Origin of the sequence: Streptomyces sp. NBC_01233, from assembly GCF_035989305.1 — a bacterium.
Taxonomy (GTDB): domain Bacteria; phylum Actinomycetota; class Actinomycetes; order Streptomycetales; family Streptomycetaceae; genus Streptomyces.
The window spans coordinates 4,003,793-4,020,684 of record NZ_CP108514.1; the positions used below are offsets into that span (position 1 = coordinate 4,003,793).

Consider the following 16,892-nt stretch of genomic DNA (forward strand, 5'->3'; position numbering starts at 1 on the left):
TGGAGGTGTGGTTCACCGCCCCGCCCGAACCGGACCCGGGCCCGGATGCCGCCCCGGACCCGCAGCGGCGGTACCTGCGGTGGGCCCTGCCGGACGACGGCCGTCCGCCCACGGCCCAGGCCGCCGCCGCGCTGGAGCTGCTCTCGGCCACCGACCCGCGGGCCCTCACGGACGGCGGCTGACCGGGGCACGGCAAGGGGGCGCGGCAGGGCGGTGCCCCACCTTGCCGTGTCGGCTCAGCCCGGCTCAGAACGCCTCAGCCCGTCCAGACGATCGACTGGATCTCGCTGTACGCGTGCAGCGCGTACGAGCCCACGTCGCGCCCCACCCCGCTGCGCTTGAAGCCGCCGAACGGGGCCTCCATGTTCCGGCCGATGGTGTTCACGCCCACCCCGCCCGCCCGCAGCCGCCGCGCCACGCGGAACGCGCGCGCCGAGTCCCCCGACCACACGTAGCTCAGCAGGCCGAAGTCGCTGTCGTTGGCCAGCCGGACCGCCTCGTCCTCGTCCCCGTCGAAGGGGACGACCACGACCACCGGGCCGAAGATCTCCTCGCGCACCACCCGCATGTCGTTCGTGCAGTCGACGAGGAGGGTCGGGGCCACGTAGAAGCCCTTGCCGCCCTCCCCCACCACCGGGCGCTCGCCGCCGTACGTGATCCGCGCGCCCTCCTTCTTCCCCAGCTCGACGTACGACTCCACCCGGTCCCGGTGCACCGCCGAGATCACCGGGCCCACCACCGTGCCGGCCGCCGCCGGGTCGCCGACCTTCATGAAGGCCAGGTAGCCGGCGAGCTTCTCGATCAGCCGGTCGTAGACGGAACGGTGCGCGATCACCCGGGTCGGGGCGGTGCAGATCTGCCCGGAGTAGAAGGAGAAGGTCGTCCCGATCCCCATCACGGCCGCGTCCAGGTCCGCGTCCCCGAAGACGATCGCCGCACCCTTGCCGCCGAGCTCCATCAGCTGCCGCTTCATCGTGCGGCCGCAGACCTCCGCGATGCGCTGCCCGACGCCCGTGGAACCGGTGAAGGACACCATGTCCACGTACGGGGAGTCCACGGCGGCCTCGCCGACCTCCACCGACCGGCCGTTCACCACGTTCACCACACCCGCCGGCACCCCGGCCTCGTGCAGCGCCTGCGCCATCTTGAAGACGGACAGCGGGTCCTGCGGCGCCGGCTTCACGACGACCGTGTTGCCCATGGCCAGGGCCGGGGCCACCTTGCCCGCCGGGTTCGCCCACGGGTTGTTGTACGAGGTGATGCAGGTGACCACGCCGACCGGCTGGCGCACCTCCAGCGCGCCCAGGATGCTCGCCCGCCCCATCGGGCCGGCCTCCGTGACCTGCGGCGGGAGGCCCTTCTCGACGGGTTCGAGGGCCCCGCGCGCGTACCGGCGGAAGCGGGCCACGCCGACGCCGACCTGCATGCCCCGCGCGATCCCGGTGGGCGCGCCCGTCTCCGCCCGGGCCAGCGCCGTCCACGGTTCGAACTCCCGCTGCATGATGTCCGCGGCCCGGTCGAGGATCGCCGCCCGCGCCTCGGGCTGCGTACGGGACCAGCCCTCGAAGGCCTCGGCCGCGGCGCGGGCCGCCTCCTCGACCTGCCCGCGCGAGGCCTCGGGCGCGAGCCCGACCACCGACTCGTCCGCCGGGTTGACCACCTCGTAGTGGCCGCCGGCGGGCTCCACCCACTCGCCGCCGATGTAGAGCGGCTGCGGCGCCTCGGTCATCGGGTGCTCACCGTCCTCGTGTCCCGGCCGGACCGGAGCACGATGCCCGGCACCGCGCCCGTCACCTCGTCGTCGCGGATGGTCTCCACGCCGTTGACCCGTACCGAGACGATGCCGATGGCCCGCGCGTCCAGCCGCGGGCTGTCCCCGGGCAGGTCGTGCACGAGCGTCGCCGGGCCCGCCTCGATGCGTTCCGGGTCGAAGAGGACCAGGTCCGCGTGGTAGCCCTCGGCGATGCGGCCGCGCTCGCGCAGCCCGAACAGCCGGGCCGGGTCGTCCGTGAGCATCCGTACCGCCTGCTCCAGCGGCACCAGCTTGCGGCCGCGCAGGCAGTCGCCGAGGAAACGGGTCGTGTACGGGGCCCCGCACATCCGGTCCAGGTGGGCGCCGGCGTCGGAGCCGCCGAGCATGACGTCCTCGTGCTGCCAGGTCTCGGCGCGCAGCGCCCAGCTGGCCGGGTCGTTGTCGGTGGGCATCGGCCACAGGACCGTGCGCAGGTCGTCGTCGGCGCAGATCTCCACCAGGCAGTGGAAGGGGTCCTGGCCGCGCTCGGCCGCGATGTCGTTGACGACGCGCCCGGAGAGGCCCTCGTTCTCCTTGCTGTACGTGTCGCCGATGACGTACCGGCCGAAGTCGGCGAGGCGCCGGAAGACGCCGGCCTCCTTGCTGTCGGCGCGGCTCAGCATCTCGGCGCGCACGCCGGCGTCGCGGAGCCTCTCGATCCGCTCGGGGACGGGCAGGCCGAGGATCTCGCCCCAGCCGGGGATGAGGTTCAGGGCGCAGAAGGTCCCCAGCGACATGTTCATGGGGGTGAGGATCGGCATGGTCAGCGCGACGATGCGGCCGCCGGCCTTGCGGGCGCGCTCGCTGGGGATCAGCTGGCGCGGGACCCGCTCGGGAACGGAGGCGTCGATGGTGAGGACGTTCCAGTTCAGGGGGCGCCCGGCGGCCGCGCTCATGTCGACGAAGAGGTCGATCTCGTCGTCCGAGAACTGGTCGAGGCAGCCGGCGACGATCGCTTCGAGCTGGGTGCCCTCGTGTTCGGCGACGGCCTCGGAGAGCGCGAGGAGCTCGGCCGGCCCGGCGTGCCGGGAGGCGACGGGGGCGCCGGAGCCGTCGGAGTGGGTGGAGGACTGGGTGGTGGACAGGCCCCAGGCGCCGGCGTTCATGGCGTCGTGGAAGAGATCGAGCATCTGCTGCATCTGCTCGGGAGTGGGCTGCCCGCCGACGGCGTCCTCGCCCATGACGTGGCGGCGCAGGGCGCAGTGGCCGACCATGAACCCGGCGTTGACGGCGATCCGGCCCTCCAGCGCGTCGAGGTACTCGCCGAAGGTGGACCAGGTCCAGTCGACGCCCTCCTCCAGGGCCTTGAGGGCCATGCCCTCGACCTTGCTCATCATGCGGCGCGTGTAGTCGGCGTCTTCCGGGCGGGCCGGGTTGAGCGGCGCCAGGGTGAAGCCGCAGTTGCCGCCGGCGACGGTGGTCACGCCGTGGTTCATGGAGGGCGTGGCGTAGGGGTCCCAGAAGAGCTGGGCGTCGTAGTGCGTGTGGGGGTCGACGAAGCCGGGGGCGAGGACCAGGCCGGTGGCGTCCTCGCTGGTACGGGCCTCTTCGGTGACGCTGCCGGGTGCGGCGATCACGGCTATCCGGCCGTCGCGTATCCCCACGTCGGCGACGCGGGCGGGGGCGCCGGTGCCGTCCACGACGGTCGCGCCCTTGATCAGGTGGTCGAGCATGACGTCCCTTCTGCCGGTGTTCGCGTTGCGGCCGTACTGGACATCCGCCTCAAGCGCCGGCGGGGCTGGGTATTTCAGCCTCGCCGGTGTTTGAGTGGGGGTCCCCCCGGACGAAGTCTGGGGGAGGGTCCGGGCAGAGCCCGGTGCCCGGCGGAGCCGGGTTTCCTGGGGCTCCGCCCCAGACCCCGCGCCTCAAACGCCGGCGGGGCTGGACATGGCTAGCGTGAGCGTGGCAGTGCGGGGTGCGGGGGCGGAGCCCCGACCGCGGCGCGGCACCCGCGTGCCCCGGCCGGAGGCCGCCGGGCGGCCGCGGCCTCGGCATGGCCTCCGGCCGGGGCCGGTGCCGGGACGGCGGTCCGGGAAGACACCGTCCCCGTCGCCGGGTCAGACGGCCTGGCGGAAGCGGGTGGTGCGGTGCACCGGGTCCGTGTCTATCTCCGGGATCACGTGCTCGCCGATGAGCTTGATCGTGGTCATCGTGTCCTCGTACGAGACCCCGGTCGGCAGACCGAAGGAGAGCTGGTCGGCGCCCGCCTGCTCCCAGCGCTTGCACTGGGCGCGGACCTCCGACGGGTCACCGCAGATGAGCAGTTCCTCCGCGATCAGCAGCTCGATGATCTCCGCGTTGTACTCCGGCAGGGTCTCCGGCCACTGCGGGATCGCCTCCGGCCGCGGGAAGGTGTCGTGGTAGCGGAAGACCAGCGACTGGAAGCGGTTCATGTTCGCGTTGACCGCGATCTCCACCGCCTTGTCGTGCGTCTCCGCACAGATCGCGGTCGAGGTGACCATCACGTTGTCGTTGACGAAGGCGCCGATCGCCTTGGCCTCCCGGATCGCCGTCTTGTACTGGTCGAGGACCCACTCCATGTCCGAGACCTTCTGGACGCTGAAGCCGAGGACGCCCAGGCCCTTCTTCGCCGCCATCGCGTACGAGGACGGGGACCCGGCAGCGTACCACATGGCCGGGTGCGCCTTCCCGTACGGCTTGGGGAAGATCTTCCGCGGCGGCAGCGACCAGTGCTTGCCCTGGAACCCCTCGTACTCCTCCTGGAGGAACATCTTGGGGAATTCCGCGATGGTCTCCTCCCAGATCTCCTTGGTGCCGTTCATGTCCTCGATGCCGGGAAGGAAGCCGAGGATCTCGTGGCTCCCCGCGCCGCGGCCGGTGCCGAATTCGAAGCGGCCCTTGGAGAGGTGGTCGAGCATGGCGACCTTCTCGGCCACCTTGACCGGGTGGTTCACCGGGGCGAGCGGGTTGAAGATGCCGGAGCCGAGGTGGATGCGCTCGGTGGCGTGGGCGAGGTACCCGAGGAACACCTCGTTCGCCGACAGGTGCGAGTACTCCTCCAGGAAGTGGTGCTCGGAGGCCCAGGCGTACTTGAAGCCAGACTTGTCCGCCTGGATGACGTACTCGGTCTCCTCGATCAGCGCCTTGTGCTCTGCCTCGGGGTCGACCTTGGACCGCGCCTCAGGCACGTATCCCTGCACAAAGAGCCCGAATTCCAAGGGGTTCACCGTCCTTTGGTTTCTGACGTTGCGTCAGATTTGATGTCTCGACTGTTCCATCGCGGGGGCGGGAGCGTCAATACCTGACGCTCCATCAGATAGGTCGGCGGACCGCTACAGGATGCTGACGCCCGCCATCCAGCCGCCGTCGATGACGAACGGCTGGCCGGTGATGTACGAGGAGTCCTCGCCGGTCAGGAAGAGCGCCAGCTTGGCGATCTCCTCCGGCCGGCCCACCCGCCCCATCGGGACCACCCGCTTGTAGAGCTCCGCCATCGCGTCCCTGGCCTCGTCGGTCATGTTCGCCGGGTCCAGCAGCCCCGGATTGGCCATCGGGGTGTCCACGGCGCCCGGGCACATCGCGTTGACCCGGATCCCCTTGGCCGCCAGCTCCAGCGCGGCCACCCGGGTGAGGCCGAGGACGGCCGCCTTGGTGGCGGCGTAGGTGCCGACGTACGCCATGCCCGTCAGGCCGGTGTACGAGGAGGTGTTGACGATGGTGCCGCCACCGGCCGCCTCGATCTCGGGGGCCACCGTCTTGATGCCGAGGAAGGCTCCGACCTGGTTGACCTGGACCACCTGCTGGAACTCCTCCAGCGGGGTCGAGGTCAGCTCGTTGAAGCGCAGGATGCCCGCGTTGTTGACCAGGCCGTCGATCCGGCCGAAGGACTCCTTCGCCGCGGCGACCGCGGCCGCCCAGTCCTCCTCGCGGCTCACGTCCATCCGCACGTACCGGGCCCGGTCCTCGCCTATGTCCTTGGCCACCGCCGCGCCCTGCTCGTCCAGCACGTCGCCGAGGAGCACCTCGGCGCCCTCGGCGGCGAAGAGCCGGGCCTCCTGCTCGCCCTGGCCGCGTGCCGCGCCGGTGATGATGACGACGCGCCCGTCCAGCTTGCCCATGGTCATGCTCCTGATCGTCTCGGCCTAGTCGTTGAGGAGGGGGCCGACCTCGGCCCCGAAAGCGGTGATCTGGTCGGTCAGTTCGCCGCGGTCGCGGCTGCGGAAGCGGACCTGGATCTGGTCCACGCCGAGCGCCTTGTACTCCCGCAGGGACTCCGCGAGCACCTCCGCCTTGCCGGTGAGGGTCCGGCGGCCGGTGTCCCAGCCGGGCTCGCCCACGTACAGCGCCTCGGTGATCGCGCCGAACTCGAAGGGGCCCTCGACCCCGGCCCCGGCGCGCAGCTCCCCGATACGGGCGATCTGCGCGGGGAGCTTGTCGCGCGGGTCCCCCTGCGGGAGCCAGCCGTCCCCGCGGACCGCGGCCCGGCGGACGGCGGCGGGCGAGGAACCGCCGACCCAGACGGGGATCCGCTCCTGCGCGGGCCGCGGCAGCTGGCCGAGGTCCTTGAAGGAGAACAGCTCGCCCTCGAACTGCGGGTACTCCTCGGGACCCAGCGCCGCCCGCAGCGCGTCCAGGGTCTCGTCGAGCACGGCCCCGCGGCGGGCGAAGTCCACGCCGAGGATCTCGAACTCCTCCTGGACGTGCCCCGCGCCGACGCCGAGGATCAGCCGGCCGCCCGAGAGGTGGTCGAGGGTGGCGTACTGCTTGGCGCTGACCAGCGGGTGGCGCAGCCCGAGGATCGCCACGTGGCTCATCAGCCGCACGCGCTCGGTGACCCCGGCGAGGAAGGACAGGGTGGCCACGGGGTCGTACCAGACGGTGCTCATGGGGCCGGCGAGCCGCCGCGGGATGGCCACGTGGTCGCAGGTGGCCACGTACCCGAAGCCGGCCCGGTCGGCGGCCCGCGCGATCTCGGCGAGATCCGCGGCGGTGGCCGACGCCTCCCAGGGCTCGGCGTAGATGGTGCTCTGCGACTGGACCGGGAGCTGCATCCCGTAGACCAGCCGACCTTCCGGAAATACGCGCGCCATGGCGGGCCCGCCTCGCCTTCGTCTGCCGATTCGTCATATCGGTGCCGGGCCATCGTCATAGCTGACGATCCGTCAGGCAAGGGGTCCGGCCGGTCCCGCCGCCCGCGGTGTCGGTGGCGTCCGCTTCAATGCCCGTCATGGACGAACAGGAAGAACTCCTCTCGGCCGTCCACCACCTGGCCTGGCCGGGTACGGGCGATCTGCAGTGTGACGAGCCGGGACACCCGGCGGGACACGTGTGTCTGCCGCTGTCGGACGAGAACGACCTCGCCGCACTCCAGGAGGCGCTCGGCGGGCGGTACGGACAACCGCGCAACCTCGCCTCGGGCGGGTACGCCGATCCGACCGCGAGCGCACGGACCGGACTGCCGCTGCTGGCCCCGTTCGGCGATCGGATCGTGGAGATGCGCGCGTGGGCGCACGCGGGCCGCTGGATCGGCTGCGGCACCGCCCGCTTCGACGACGGCGTACGGCTGGTGGCACTGGTCGCGGAACGGGAGGATCCCGCCGCGGACATGGCGGAGATGACGTCCTGGGTGGACGGGGTCGTCGCCGTCACGGGTTGGGACACGACCCGTGCCCGCACGATCGACTGGGCGTCGGTCGAGACCCGGATCGGGACCGCACTGCCCGGCGACTACAAGCAGCTCGCCGAGCTGTTCGGGCACGGCGCCTTCGACGGCTACCTCCAGCTCCGCATACCCGGCGCACCTTCCAAGAGCGATGACCTGGTCCTGCACGCCCAGTGGCTGGGCGAGTGGGCCAGGACGCACCACAGCGGCCTGTGGGAGCCGTACGAGGTCTACCCGGTCCCCGGCGGACTGCTGGAGTGGGCGTCCTCCGAGCAGGCCGACCAGTTCTACTGGCTCACCGGGGACCCGGACCCCGACCGGTGGCCCATACTCGTGAAGGAGGACATCCCCGACTCGTGGCGGCGCTTCGACGGGACGACCGCCGAGTTCGTCCACCGCATGCTCACCGACCGCCAGCACCCCTTCTCGACGGCCCGGTACTTCGACACCCACTGGTTCGAGAGCTACGAGACGCCCTAGGGTGCGGCGGATGGACCTGATGCTCACGCTGGTCAGCGGGATCGCCTGGACGGTCGTGTACGTGGAGGCGATCCGCGTCGGGCTGCGGGACCGGACGTACGCGATGCCGGTCGCGGCGCTCGCCCTGAACTTCGCCTGGGAGGCGACCTACGCCGTCCACGAGGTCACGGCGGGAATCTCCGCGCAGGGCGTGGTGAACGTGGTGTGGGCGGCGGCCGACGTGGCGATCGTCTACACCTACCTGCGCTTCGGCCGGGCCGAGCTGCCGGACTTCGTGACCCGGCCGCTCTTCGCCGCCTGGTCCGTTCTGGTGTTCGGTACCGGCTTCGCCGTGCAGTGGCTGTTCCTCGCGCACTTCGGGATGCACGACGCGACCCGGTACTCGGCCTTCCTGCAGAACCTGCTGATGTCCGGCCTGTTCATCGCCCTGTACGCCGCCCGGCAGGGGCCGCGCGGGCAGTCCCTGACCATCGCCGTCGCCAAGTGGCTGGGGACGCTGGCCCCGACCCTGCGGTTCGGGGTGGTGGAGGACTCCCCGTTCATCCTCGGCCTGGGGATCCTGTGCAGCGTCTTCGACCTCGCCTACATCGGGCTGCTGCTCCGGCACCGGCCCGGCAGCGGGCCCGGGGGCCGGAACCGGGACCGGGACCGGGACGGGGACCGGAACCGGGACCGGCCCGGGGTCAGAAGCCTTCCGGACCCATCACGATGACCGGCTTCGCCGCCGGGTCGAGGGTCTCCAGGACCTTCTTCATGGCCTCCTTCGGGATGCCGACGCAGCCCTGCGAGGGGCCGTCGTGGTCCACGTGGAGCCAGATGTTGCCGCCCTTGCCCTCGCCCTCCGGCATGACCGGGTCCAGCGGGGACTTGCCCGGCCTGCGGTTGAAGTCGATGGCGACGACGTAGTCGAAGGAGCCCGCCAGGGACTCGCCGTTCACCCCGCGGCCCGTGGCGACGAAGCCCCGGTCCTTGTCGTACGGGAGGCGGGTGCCCGGCGGCTTCGGCAGCAGGCCGCCCGCGTCGGTGAGCGCGAAGACGCCCTGCGGGGAGGTCAGGTCCCCGTACGTGCGATCCGCGGACCAGCCCTTGGCCCCGTTGCGCGCCGGCCACTTCTCGGCCTGCACCCAGTCGGCGCCGGCTGCCGGGCGGGTGTAGAGCGCGGCGGTGGACTCCGAGGAGTCTCCGGCCTTGCCGGTGACCAGGATGAGCTGGCGGGACTCGGCCGGGATCCGGGCCCGGGTCTGCTCGCTGATGCCGGTCAGACCCTGCAGGGCGGACCGCTGGACGTCACGGGCGGCGCGCTCCGCGGCCTGCGGGCGGGCGTCCGTGCGCGTCTGCGGCGCGGCGTCGGCGGCCTTGTCCGGGTCCTGGACCACATACACCCAGCCGACCGCGAAGGTCGCGAGGCCGAGGGTCGCGGCCAGGGCCACACGGCGGGGCGTGCGGGGGGCGCGGGAGCGGGCTCGGGCGTGCTTGCTCATTAAACCGACCGTACAGCAGGCGGTCTTCAGAGGCGGTGTGCCTGCGGTGTGCGCGTCCCGCCGGACACCGGGAAGCGGACACGGACCGTCAGACCGCCGCCCGGGCCCGGATTGGCCTCGGCCACCAGCTCCGCCCCGTGCGCCCGCACGATCGACGCCACGGTCGAGAGGCCCAACCCGGCGTCCTCACCTGCGGCGTGCTGCCGCTCGGCGCGCCTGCGGAAGGGCTCCAGGAGGCCCGGCACGTCCGCCGGATCGATCACCGGACCCGTGTTCGAGACCGTCAGTTCCCCTTCTGCGGAGGTCGCCACGGTCATCCGGCCCCCGTCCCGGTTGTGACGTACTGCATTGATCAACAGGTTCCGCAGGAGGTGACCGAGCAGCACCCGGTCGCCGTTCACGGTCAGCGGCGCGAGGGTCCGTACGACGGTCAGCCCCTGCTGCGGGCAGGCCGCCAGCTCGGCCGCCGCGAGCGCCGCCAGGTCCACCGGCCCGGTCGCCCCCAGCCCCTGATCCGACACGGCGAGCAGGAGCAGCGACTCGATGAGGTGCTCGCTGGAGTCCGCGACGCCGATGAGCTTCTCGCGGATCCGGGCGACCTTCTCCGGCGACGGGTCCCCGGCCAGCCCGATCTCGGCGGCCGCCCGCTGCACGGCCGGTGGGGTGCGCAGTTCGTGCGCCGCGTTGGCGGCGAACCGCCTTTGGGCGGTGACCAGATGCTCCATCCGCCCCAGCATCGCGTCGAAGGTGTCGGCCGGCTTCTTGAGCTCGCCGGGCGGGGCGTCGAGGGAGATCCGCTCGTCGAGGTTCTCGCCGGACAGGCGGCGCGCGGTCTCGGTGATCACGCCGACGGGGCGCAGCACCCGGCCGGCCATCCACCAGGCGAGCCAGATCGACAGCACGGCGAAGACGGCCAGGGCGAGGAGGGAGTACATCAGCAGCCGGTGCCGGGTGGCGTCGGTGACGGCGTCCGAGAGGTTCTGGGTGAACGCGTAGCCCTTGAGCTCCTCGGGGGTGAGCGGCTCGCCCGAGGGCCGCCGCTGCGCCGGTTCCCGGCTGCGGCCCACGTCGGCCCGCGGTCCGGGCGTGGCGGTACCGGGCGTGGCGGTACCGGCGTGGCACCCGGCGAGGTACCGGGCGAGGGGAGGGCGTAGGCCGGGCTGGCCGTGCGGACGGCCCCGCTGGCACTCGCGTAGAGGCCCTGGCCGACCAGGACGTAGACCGGCGCCACCAGTCCGCCGCCCGCGAGGAGCAGCAGCGAGCCGTAGAGGGCGGTGAGGCGGCCGCGCTCGGTGCGCAGGACTCCCCCGGCCGGGCGACGGGTCGTCGGGCGAGGGGTCTTCGGCCGGCGCGGCACCGGGCGGCCCGTGGGCGGCGTAGGCGGCCGGGGCGGTGGCGCGAGTGATCGGATCCGGTGGGCGGGGCCGCACAAGGCCAGGTGCAAGACCGTCCCCCGGATCCGATCACCGGCGTACATTGAATCGATGAGGCGAACTCCACGTCACGCGGCGCGCGTTGTCATCCTGTCCCCGGCCGGCTCGGTGTTCCTCTTCCGCGAGGACAACGTGGAGGTCGGTATCCACTGGCTGCCGCCCGGCGGCGGCATCGATCCCGGCGAGAGCCCCGAGGAGTGCGTGCGGCGCGAGCTGCGCGAGGAGACCGGCTGGACGGACCTGGAGCCGGAACGGCTGCTGTGCACCTGGGAGCACGACTTCACCCACCAGGGCATCCCGGTCCGCCAGCACGAGCACATCTACCTCGCCCGCGGACCCCGCCGCGAACCGGTCCTGGAGGCTCCGGGAATCCACTGGCAGTGGCTCCCCGCGGACCGCCTGGCCACTCTCGGCGAACCCCTGTGGCCTCCGCGCCTCCCGGACCTCCTGGCGAACGCCCCGACGGAACCGGTCCATTTGGGCCTGCTGGCCTGAGCGGTGGCCGGGCGCCGGCTCTGCAGCGGGTACCGTCCGCCCTGCCGCTGTCCGGCGGTGTCAGCTCGCGCCGGGCGACTCGGCCTGCCCCGCCTGCCCCGTCTGCCCGGCCTGCCCGGCCTGCCCGGCCTGACCCGCCTGCCCGGCGTTCTCGGTGTCGAGTTGGTGGTCGGCCCAGATGTAGGTCTCCGGGAGCAGGTCGGTGAGGGAAACGGTCCGGAGGCGCTCGCCCTCCCCGACGATGACCTTCAGGGCCGGAAGGTAGTCGACAAGGACCTGGCGGCACCGTCCGCACGGAGGAACGACCCCCCGCTCGCGGTCGCCCACGGCGACGATCGTGTCCAGGTCGTAGACGCCCTGAGCGGCTGCCGCACCGAGGAGGACCAGCTCGGCGCAGGGGCCACCGGTGAAGTGGTAGGCGTTCACGGCGCTGACGATCCTGCCGTCCCGGGCACGGCCCGCGACCGCCATCGTGTGGTTGTCTCCCCGGCAGCGGGTGCGCGCGATCCGGGCCGCGGCCTCGATGAGTTCGTGGTCGACGTGGTGGGGCTGCGTGGCCATCTCCTCCGCCTTCATCTCCTCCGCCTCCCTCTCCTCCGCCTTCGTCCTAGCGGGCGGCCTGGGTCTTGGCCGTGGCCTTGGCGTAGAGGGAGGCCGCGTATTCGCCGAGGACCGTGCTGGTCGACACGTCGTCGGTGTCGCCGCCCGTGAGGATACCGACGATCTTGCCGTCCCGGGCGATCCACGCACTGCCGCTGGTACCGCCGGGGAAGTCGGCGCAGTCGAAGCGCTGTTGGGTCGGGCTTTCTCGGACGGCGACCGCCGTGCAGGTACGGGGGATCTTGCGGTCGGCGGGGTAACCGGTGACGGTGACCTCCTCGCCCGCGCGCCCGCTGGTGTCGAGCACGGCCGCACCGGTCACGTCCTCGATGGTCCGGCCCTTGGCATCGGGGGCGAGGCGGGCGAAGGCGAGGTCGTAGTCGTCGTCCGTGCCCTCCGCCCAGCGGTCGTCCTCGAAGACCTCCTCGATCTTCCAGGTGCCGTACGGGGCCATGCCGTTCGCGTACGCAGGTGCGAAGACGGCGGTTCCGCCGCCCTGGTCGCCCTCGAGCAGACAGTGCCCGGCAGTGATGATCATGTTCCGGCCGGGGCTGCGCACCACGGTGGCCGTACAGAAGTGATCACTGTCCAGGCCGTCCGTGAACAGGGCCCCGGTGAAGGCCGCAGGACCACCGGGCGGGGGCGTGACGGCAGGCGGCAGGGTGGCTCCGGGCGGGGTCGAAAGCTGGGGCTTCGCCGCTTGCGATCGCAATGTGACCGTCGGCGACGCCGTCGGCCCGGCCTTCGCGCGCACGGGCGCGGCCCCCTCGGGCGGCGGCACAAGCTCGGCCACCGCGGCGGAAGCCCCCAGAGCCGCCACCGCACACAGCACCGCCGTCACGACGGTCCGCTTGTCCACCGGCATGATGATCCTTCCGATTTGCCCTGGCGAAGCATGCCTCGGGCGCGGTGCCGGATGCAAGGGGCGGGGCGGTCAGGCGCGCGTACTCAGGTCGCACAGAAAGCGCAGGCCGGGGCGGCCGTCGAGCTGGATTCCGCCGGTGGGGACGAAGCCCGTGCGGGCCAGTACGGCGCGGGAACCTGGGTTGTCGAGCGTCGTGACCGCCCGCAGCGCGGTCAGGCCGTACTCCGTGACCGCGAGGCCGCACGCCTCGCGCACGGCCGCCGTGGCCAGGCCCCGCCCGGCGGCCTTCTCGGCGATCCGGTAACCGAGCTCGGCCGAACCCTGCGCCACGTCGACGAGGTTGACCCGCCCCACCACCTCGCCGCCGTCCTCCACCAGCACGTGGAAGTGGCACAGCCCGGCGTCCTGCTCGGCCATCAGCGCCCGGTGCCGCTCGTCGAACTGGGCGAAGTACTGGTCGCCGCGGTCGGGAACGGATGCCGCGAAGTACGCCCGGTTCTCCCGCTCGAACTCGAGCAGGGCCGGGGCGTGGTCGAAGCGCAGGGGCTGGAGTCGAGGCATGCCCCGATGCTATCCCGACCCCAACTATGCTGTTTGTGCGGGCATTTGACCTCTTGATCTCATCGTCGCTCCGATTCCTGATGACAGGGCGACGAACACTTGCGTTTGACAGGCAAGCACCGGATATCCATGGTGGCCGCGGCGGCGGCGGTGGCGATCGTGGGAAGTCTGCAGCTCTCCCCCACCGCGTTCGGCACCGAGGACACCGGCGAGACGGCACCGCCCACGGCCGGGGCACCGGATTCCCACGACTCCCACGACTCCCCTGCGGAGGACTCCGCCGCCCACGGCTCCGACGGCACCGTCTTCAAGGACGGCGTCATGTCGCTCGGCGCGCAGGCGCCGAAGTCCGCCGCGAGGTCGGCCGCGTCGGGCACAGCGGCCACGGCGGCCGCTCCCGCACCGCCGTCGGGCGAAGGGTGGAAGCTGAGCGGCGCCACCAAGTGGCTGCAGACCGGCTACACGATCAAGTTCTACGACCAGAAGTCCGCCGACTGGCTGGCCCCGTACGTGCAGGCCTCCGCCGCGGACCTGCGCCGCATCACGAACCTGCCGGTCTCCGTCGACACCAAGCCGGTCGGCTGGGACTACGTCCGCCCCAAGGGCGAGGTGGTCGTCGGCGTCGCGCACCGCCCGTGCGTGCCCCCCGCCGGTGAGGGCAGCATGGGCAGCACGGGCTGGAAGGTGGTCCGCGACGGCTCGGGCACCGCCAACCTCAGCTGCGGCTTCACCAGCTCCTCCGTGGCCGAGACCGTGACCAGCGGCCACGCGTACATAGACGACGAGTTCTTCACGCCGGCCGGCAAGCCGACCGCCGCCATGGGCGAGACGTACATGCGCAACCACGTCAGCCACGAGCTCGGGCACACGCTGGGGCTGGCGCACGCCAACCGCAGCGTCAACTTGACCCGGTCCTGAAGGGCCGGGCTTGGAGGTAGCGCCCAACTGGCTGCTGGGTTGGCTCCTCCGTCCAGACACCCCTATGGGGTGGCAGGGACGCGTGACTCACGCCCCGCTGTCCACACGGTCTCGCCCTTGCGGCGGATGTTGTGGGACGCGTTGTCGTCCGCGTGCATGAGGGCCCCGCAGGACCGGCACGCGAACGTCGCTTGATCGGCGCGGTTGCGCCGGTCGATGAGCGGCAGCCAGTGGTGCTCCCATCCAGGAATGCGCTCTCTACGCGTTGCCCTAGCGCGGGAAGGACCCGCGGCAGCTGCGGGTCCGGCACGCATGGGCTGGCAGCCCTGACCGATCGCTCGGGCAGAGCTGTAAGGAGTCCGCATTCGTCACTGTGACGTGAATTGGCCTGAACGTGGCTGCCGTTCAGCCTCGCTCTGCGATGCTGGAGGCCGATCGAGAGGGGCCGCAGCGATGCAGTGGAAGATCCACGGGGAACGTCCGATCTACGAAAACAAGTGGGTGAACCTGTGGCTCACCGACATCGAAACGCCGGACGGCCACCGCTGGGAACACCACGTCGTCAAGCTCCGCCACCTGGCCGTGGCCGCCGTGATCAACGACCGCCAAGAGGTCCTGATGATGTGGCGCCACCGCTTCATCACGGACGCGTGGGCGTGGGAGCTTCCCATGGGCCTGGTGGAAGCGGACGAGACCCCCGGCGAGGCTGCCGCCCGTGAAGTCCTCGAAGAGACCGGCTGGCGTCCGGGCCCGATGAAGCCACTGATCTACGCCGAACCGGCGAACGGCATCACCGACTCCCAGCACCACCTGTTCCGCGCGGACGGTGCGACGTACGACGGGCCGCCGACCGAGAAGAACGAGTCGGATCGCGTCGAGTGGATCCCGCTGGCGAACATCCGGGGCATGATCGACCGCCGCGAGATCGTCAGCAGCGGCTCCCTGGTCGGCCTCCTCTACGTCCTGATGGACGAAGGGGTTCGCTGACCCTGCGGGGGAAGCATCGCTCGTAGACGTGCCTCGAAGGCAACCGCGGCCGGCACCTCGCGATAGGGCGCAAGCTGCTCGTAGAACTCGCGAAGGTGCCCGGCCACCCGCTCGGACGACACCGCTGCGGCAGGCACCAGGGCCTCTATCGCCGTGTGGCACGCCTGGTCGAGCTTGCCCCGTTGGAGCTGCGTCCGGGCCAGCCAGAAGGCATGGAACGCCCGGCCGCGCTGGTTCGCAGGATCCTCCCGCGCCAACGCATCCGCGATCAGAGGTTCGGCAATCGCAGCTTCCCCAAGACGGCCGTGCGCAATGCCGGTGTCCACGATGAGCTTCGGCTCATCGAAGTACGTCACCCATGCCGGGTCCGGGTCGCCCTCGCGGATGCGCTCGAACTGACTGTGAGCCTCGGAGATCGCGTTATGCGTCGCCTTCCGGTCCCCCAAGGTCGCGTGGGCGAAGGCTTCGCGCATGGCCAGCATCGCCCGTACTCTCGGCGTCGCTCCGCTGGCGGCACGGGCTTGGTCCTGGGCAGCAGACACCAGTGCAAGCGCGTCCGCCGGCTTGTCTTGGTAGGTCGCTTGCAGGCTCATGCAGGCCAGCACGTTGGCCATGAACGGATGGTCGTCAATCTCTCTGGCCAGTTGCAGAGCCTCCGAGAAGTACGCGCGGGCCTGCTGGTACTGCCGGGCGTCGAAGTACGTCCAACCCGTCAGCCGCGCCAGCTCCGCCGCGATGCCGTAGAGGCCGTTCTGTATCAGCGTCGGCCGCTGGTCCTTCAGCAGCCCTTCGACGTATCGCAGCTGGCCGACGACGGCCGGTCGAAGGGTCTCTCCTCCGTGCTCGTCGTCGCGTCGCCAGTAGTCCTCGATCGAGGACCGGAGCGCCTGGAGAGTGGCAGGGCTCGGCTTGGTTCCGGCAGCCAAGGCAAGGATGCTGTCCACATCCACCCCGGGTAAGGCGGCAAGCGGCCTGAGCCCGGCAGGAGGGTTCACCGACTCCGGTGGCTCTCGCTCCTCTACGGCAAGCGCGACCGGCGTTTCCCACTCCCGTCGGGCAAGCCCGAGCATGTGCCCCGGGATGCGCAACCCGTCGGCAATCCGCTCGATCACGTCCATGTGGAGTAGCTGCCGCTGGCCCGCGATTACCTCCCCCACTCGGCTCGGTGTCAGCTCACACTGGCGCGCGATCATCGACGGGTTGATGCCTGCGCGTGCCTTGACCAGGCGAAAAACCCTCGCGAAGTCGCGCACGCGGCACGCGTCGATCATCTCGGGATCGGTGAGCAGACTTGCCGGTAGTTCCTTCGTGCGACGTGACTCGGGCATCGGGCACGCTCCGGAGGAAGACTACGGATCGCTTCAAGGTCTCAACCGACCGTGATGTTACCCAAGTTGGGTAATCCGCTGGGCCTTTCTGGCACGTCGTCCTGATCGCGATCCTTCTGGACATGGCGAAGCGACCGAGGACGACCGCCTTGAACGATTCGGCGGGCACTCCTGACACAGAGCGAACGGCCCTCGGGGCAACCCCTGACCTGGGCATAGAGCCCCGCGTCCTGATGAGCATCCGGGTATCGCGGGACTCGGGCCGGACGTGGTCGCCGAGCACACGGGTCCTGGAAGGCGACCCGTTCGACATCCTCTCCAACCCCGGC

General features: G+C 71.4%; 17 protein-coding genes. 6 read left to right on the forward strand and 11 right to left on the reverse strand.

Features of this window, described 5'->3' with window-relative positions:
* Positions 1 to 5 precede the first annotated feature (5 nt).
* Positions 6 to 182 carry a hypothetical protein gene (locus OG332_RS18735; RefSeq protein ID WP_327414559.1) on the forward strand — a complete coding sequence of 59 codons (177 nt, stop codon included), beginning with the start codon at positions 6 to 8 and terminating at the stop codon, positions 180 to 182.
* Positions 183 to 256: 74 nt separating this feature from the next.
* On the opposite strand, the gene OG332_RS18740 is transcribed toward OG332_RS18735, so the two are convergent.
* The 5 genes from OG332_RS18740 to OG332_RS18760 form a co-directional block, all read right to left on the reverse strand.
* Positions 257 to 1,729 (reverse strand): aldehyde dehydrogenase family protein, encoded by a 1,473-nt coding sequence (locus OG332_RS18740; RefSeq protein ID WP_327414560.1) that lies wholly within the window; start codon positions 1,727 to 1,729, stop codon positions 257 to 259.
* Positions 1,726 to 3,465: an N-acyl-D-amino-acid deacylase family protein gene (locus OG332_RS18745; protein WP_327414561.1), complete on the reverse strand. Its 1,740-nt coding sequence runs from the start codon at positions 3,463 to 3,465 to the stop codon at positions 1,726 to 1,728. Before OG332_RS18745 ends, OG332_RS18740 begins: the two co-directional genes overlap by 4 nt.
* A gap of 384 nt (positions 3,466 to 3,849) precedes the next feature.
* On the reverse strand, positions 3,850 to 4,971 hold the full coding sequence (locus OG332_RS18750) for an LLM class flavin-dependent oxidoreductase (protein WP_030706821.1): 1,122 nt from the start codon (positions 4,969 to 4,971) through the stop codon (positions 3,850 to 3,852).
* A gap of 114 nt (positions 4,972 to 5,085) precedes the next feature.
* Positions 5,086 to 5,871, reverse strand: a complete 786-nt coding sequence (locus tag OG332_RS18755; protein WP_327419290.1) for an SDR family NAD(P)-dependent oxidoreductase — start codon at positions 5,869 to 5,871, stop codon at positions 5,086 to 5,088.
* 24 nt (positions 5,872 to 5,895) lie between these two features.
* Positions 5,896 to 6,843, reverse strand: coding sequence for an LLM class F420-dependent oxidoreductase (locus OG332_RS18760; protein ID WP_327414562.1), 948 nt, complete (start codon positions 6,841 to 6,843; stop codon positions 5,896 to 5,898).
* 137 nt (positions 6,844 to 6,980) lie between these two features.
* Here OG332_RS18760 and OG332_RS18765 point away from each other — a divergent pair, with 137 nt between their 5' ends.
* Both OG332_RS18765 and OG332_RS18770 read left to right on the forward strand, forming a co-directional pair.
* Positions 6,981 to 7,895 (forward strand): hypothetical protein, encoded by a 915-nt coding sequence (locus OG332_RS18765; RefSeq protein WP_327414563.1) that lies wholly within the window; start codon positions 6,981 to 6,983, stop codon positions 7,893 to 7,895.
* A gap of 10 nt (positions 7,896 to 7,905) precedes the next feature.
* Entirely contained in the window at positions 7,906 to 8,607 is a 702-nt protein-coding gene (locus tag OG332_RS18770) for a transmembrane-type terpene cyclase (RefSeq protein WP_327414564.1), read from the forward strand.
* On the opposite strand, the gene OG332_RS18775 is transcribed toward OG332_RS18770, so the two are convergent.
* Together OG332_RS18775 and OG332_RS18780 are read right to left on the reverse strand one after the other, a co-directional pair.
* On the reverse strand, positions 8,579 to 9,376 hold the full coding sequence (locus OG332_RS18775; RefSeq protein ID WP_327414565.1) for a L,D-transpeptidase family protein: 798 nt from the start codon (positions 9,374 to 9,376) through the stop codon (positions 8,579 to 8,581). The genes OG332_RS18770 and OG332_RS18775 overlap by 29 nt on opposite strands.
* A gap of 26 nt (positions 9,377 to 9,402) precedes the next feature.
* A complete protein-coding gene (locus tag OG332_RS18780; RefSeq protein WP_442816176.1) occupies positions 9,403 to 10,443 on the reverse strand; it encodes an ATP-binding protein in 1,041 nt (346 codons plus the stop codon).
* Between the two features lie 417 nt (positions 10,444 to 10,860).
* Between OG332_RS18780 and OG332_RS18785 the strand changes: the two genes are divergently transcribed.
* Positions 10,861 to 11,304, forward strand: a complete 444-nt coding sequence (locus OG332_RS18785; protein WP_327414566.1) for an NUDIX hydrolase — start codon at positions 10,861 to 10,863, stop codon at positions 11,302 to 11,304.
* 60 nt (positions 11,305 to 11,364) lie between these two features.
* Here OG332_RS18785 and OG332_RS18790 read toward each other — a convergent pair whose 3' ends face one another.
* From OG332_RS18790 to OG332_RS18800, 3 genes are all read right to left on the reverse strand, one after another.
* Positions 11,365 to 11,865 carry a cytidine deaminase family protein gene (locus OG332_RS18790; protein ID WP_327419292.1) on the reverse strand — a complete coding sequence of 167 codons (501 nt, stop codon included), beginning with the start codon at positions 11,863 to 11,865 and terminating at the stop codon, positions 11,365 to 11,367.
* Between the two features lie 46 nt (positions 11,866 to 11,911).
* On the reverse strand, positions 11,912 to 12,769 hold the full coding sequence (locus OG332_RS18795; RefSeq protein ID WP_327414567.1) for a trypsin-like serine peptidase: 858 nt from the start codon (positions 12,767 to 12,769) through the stop codon (positions 11,912 to 11,914).
* Between the two features lie 69 nt (positions 12,770 to 12,838).
* Positions 12,839 to 13,330, reverse strand: coding sequence for a GNAT family N-acetyltransferase (locus OG332_RS18800; protein WP_327414568.1), 492 nt, complete (start codon positions 13,328 to 13,330; stop codon positions 12,839 to 12,841).
* Positions 13,331 to 13,435: 105 nt separating this feature from the next.
* Between OG332_RS18800 and OG332_RS18805 the strand changes: the two genes are divergently transcribed.
* Positions 13,436 to 14,248: a hypothetical protein gene (locus tag OG332_RS18805; RefSeq protein ID WP_327414569.1), complete on the forward strand. Its 813-nt coding sequence runs from the start codon at positions 13,436 to 13,438 to the stop codon at positions 14,246 to 14,248.
* A 453-nt stretch (positions 14,249 to 14,701) separates the two neighbouring features.
* Positions 14,702 to 15,235: an NUDIX hydrolase gene (locus OG332_RS18810; protein ID WP_327414570.1), complete on the forward strand. Its 534-nt coding sequence runs from the start codon at positions 14,702 to 14,704 to the stop codon at positions 15,233 to 15,235.
* On the opposite strand, the gene OG332_RS18815 is transcribed toward OG332_RS18810, so the two are convergent.
* Positions 15,205 to 16,563 carry a helix-turn-helix domain-containing protein gene (locus OG332_RS18815; RefSeq protein ID WP_327414571.1) on the reverse strand — a complete coding sequence of 453 codons (1,359 nt, stop codon included), beginning with the start codon at positions 16,561 to 16,563 and terminating at the stop codon, positions 15,205 to 15,207. The genes OG332_RS18810 and OG332_RS18815 overlap by 31 nt on opposite strands.
* Positions 16,564 to 16,892 lie beyond the last annotated feature (329 nt).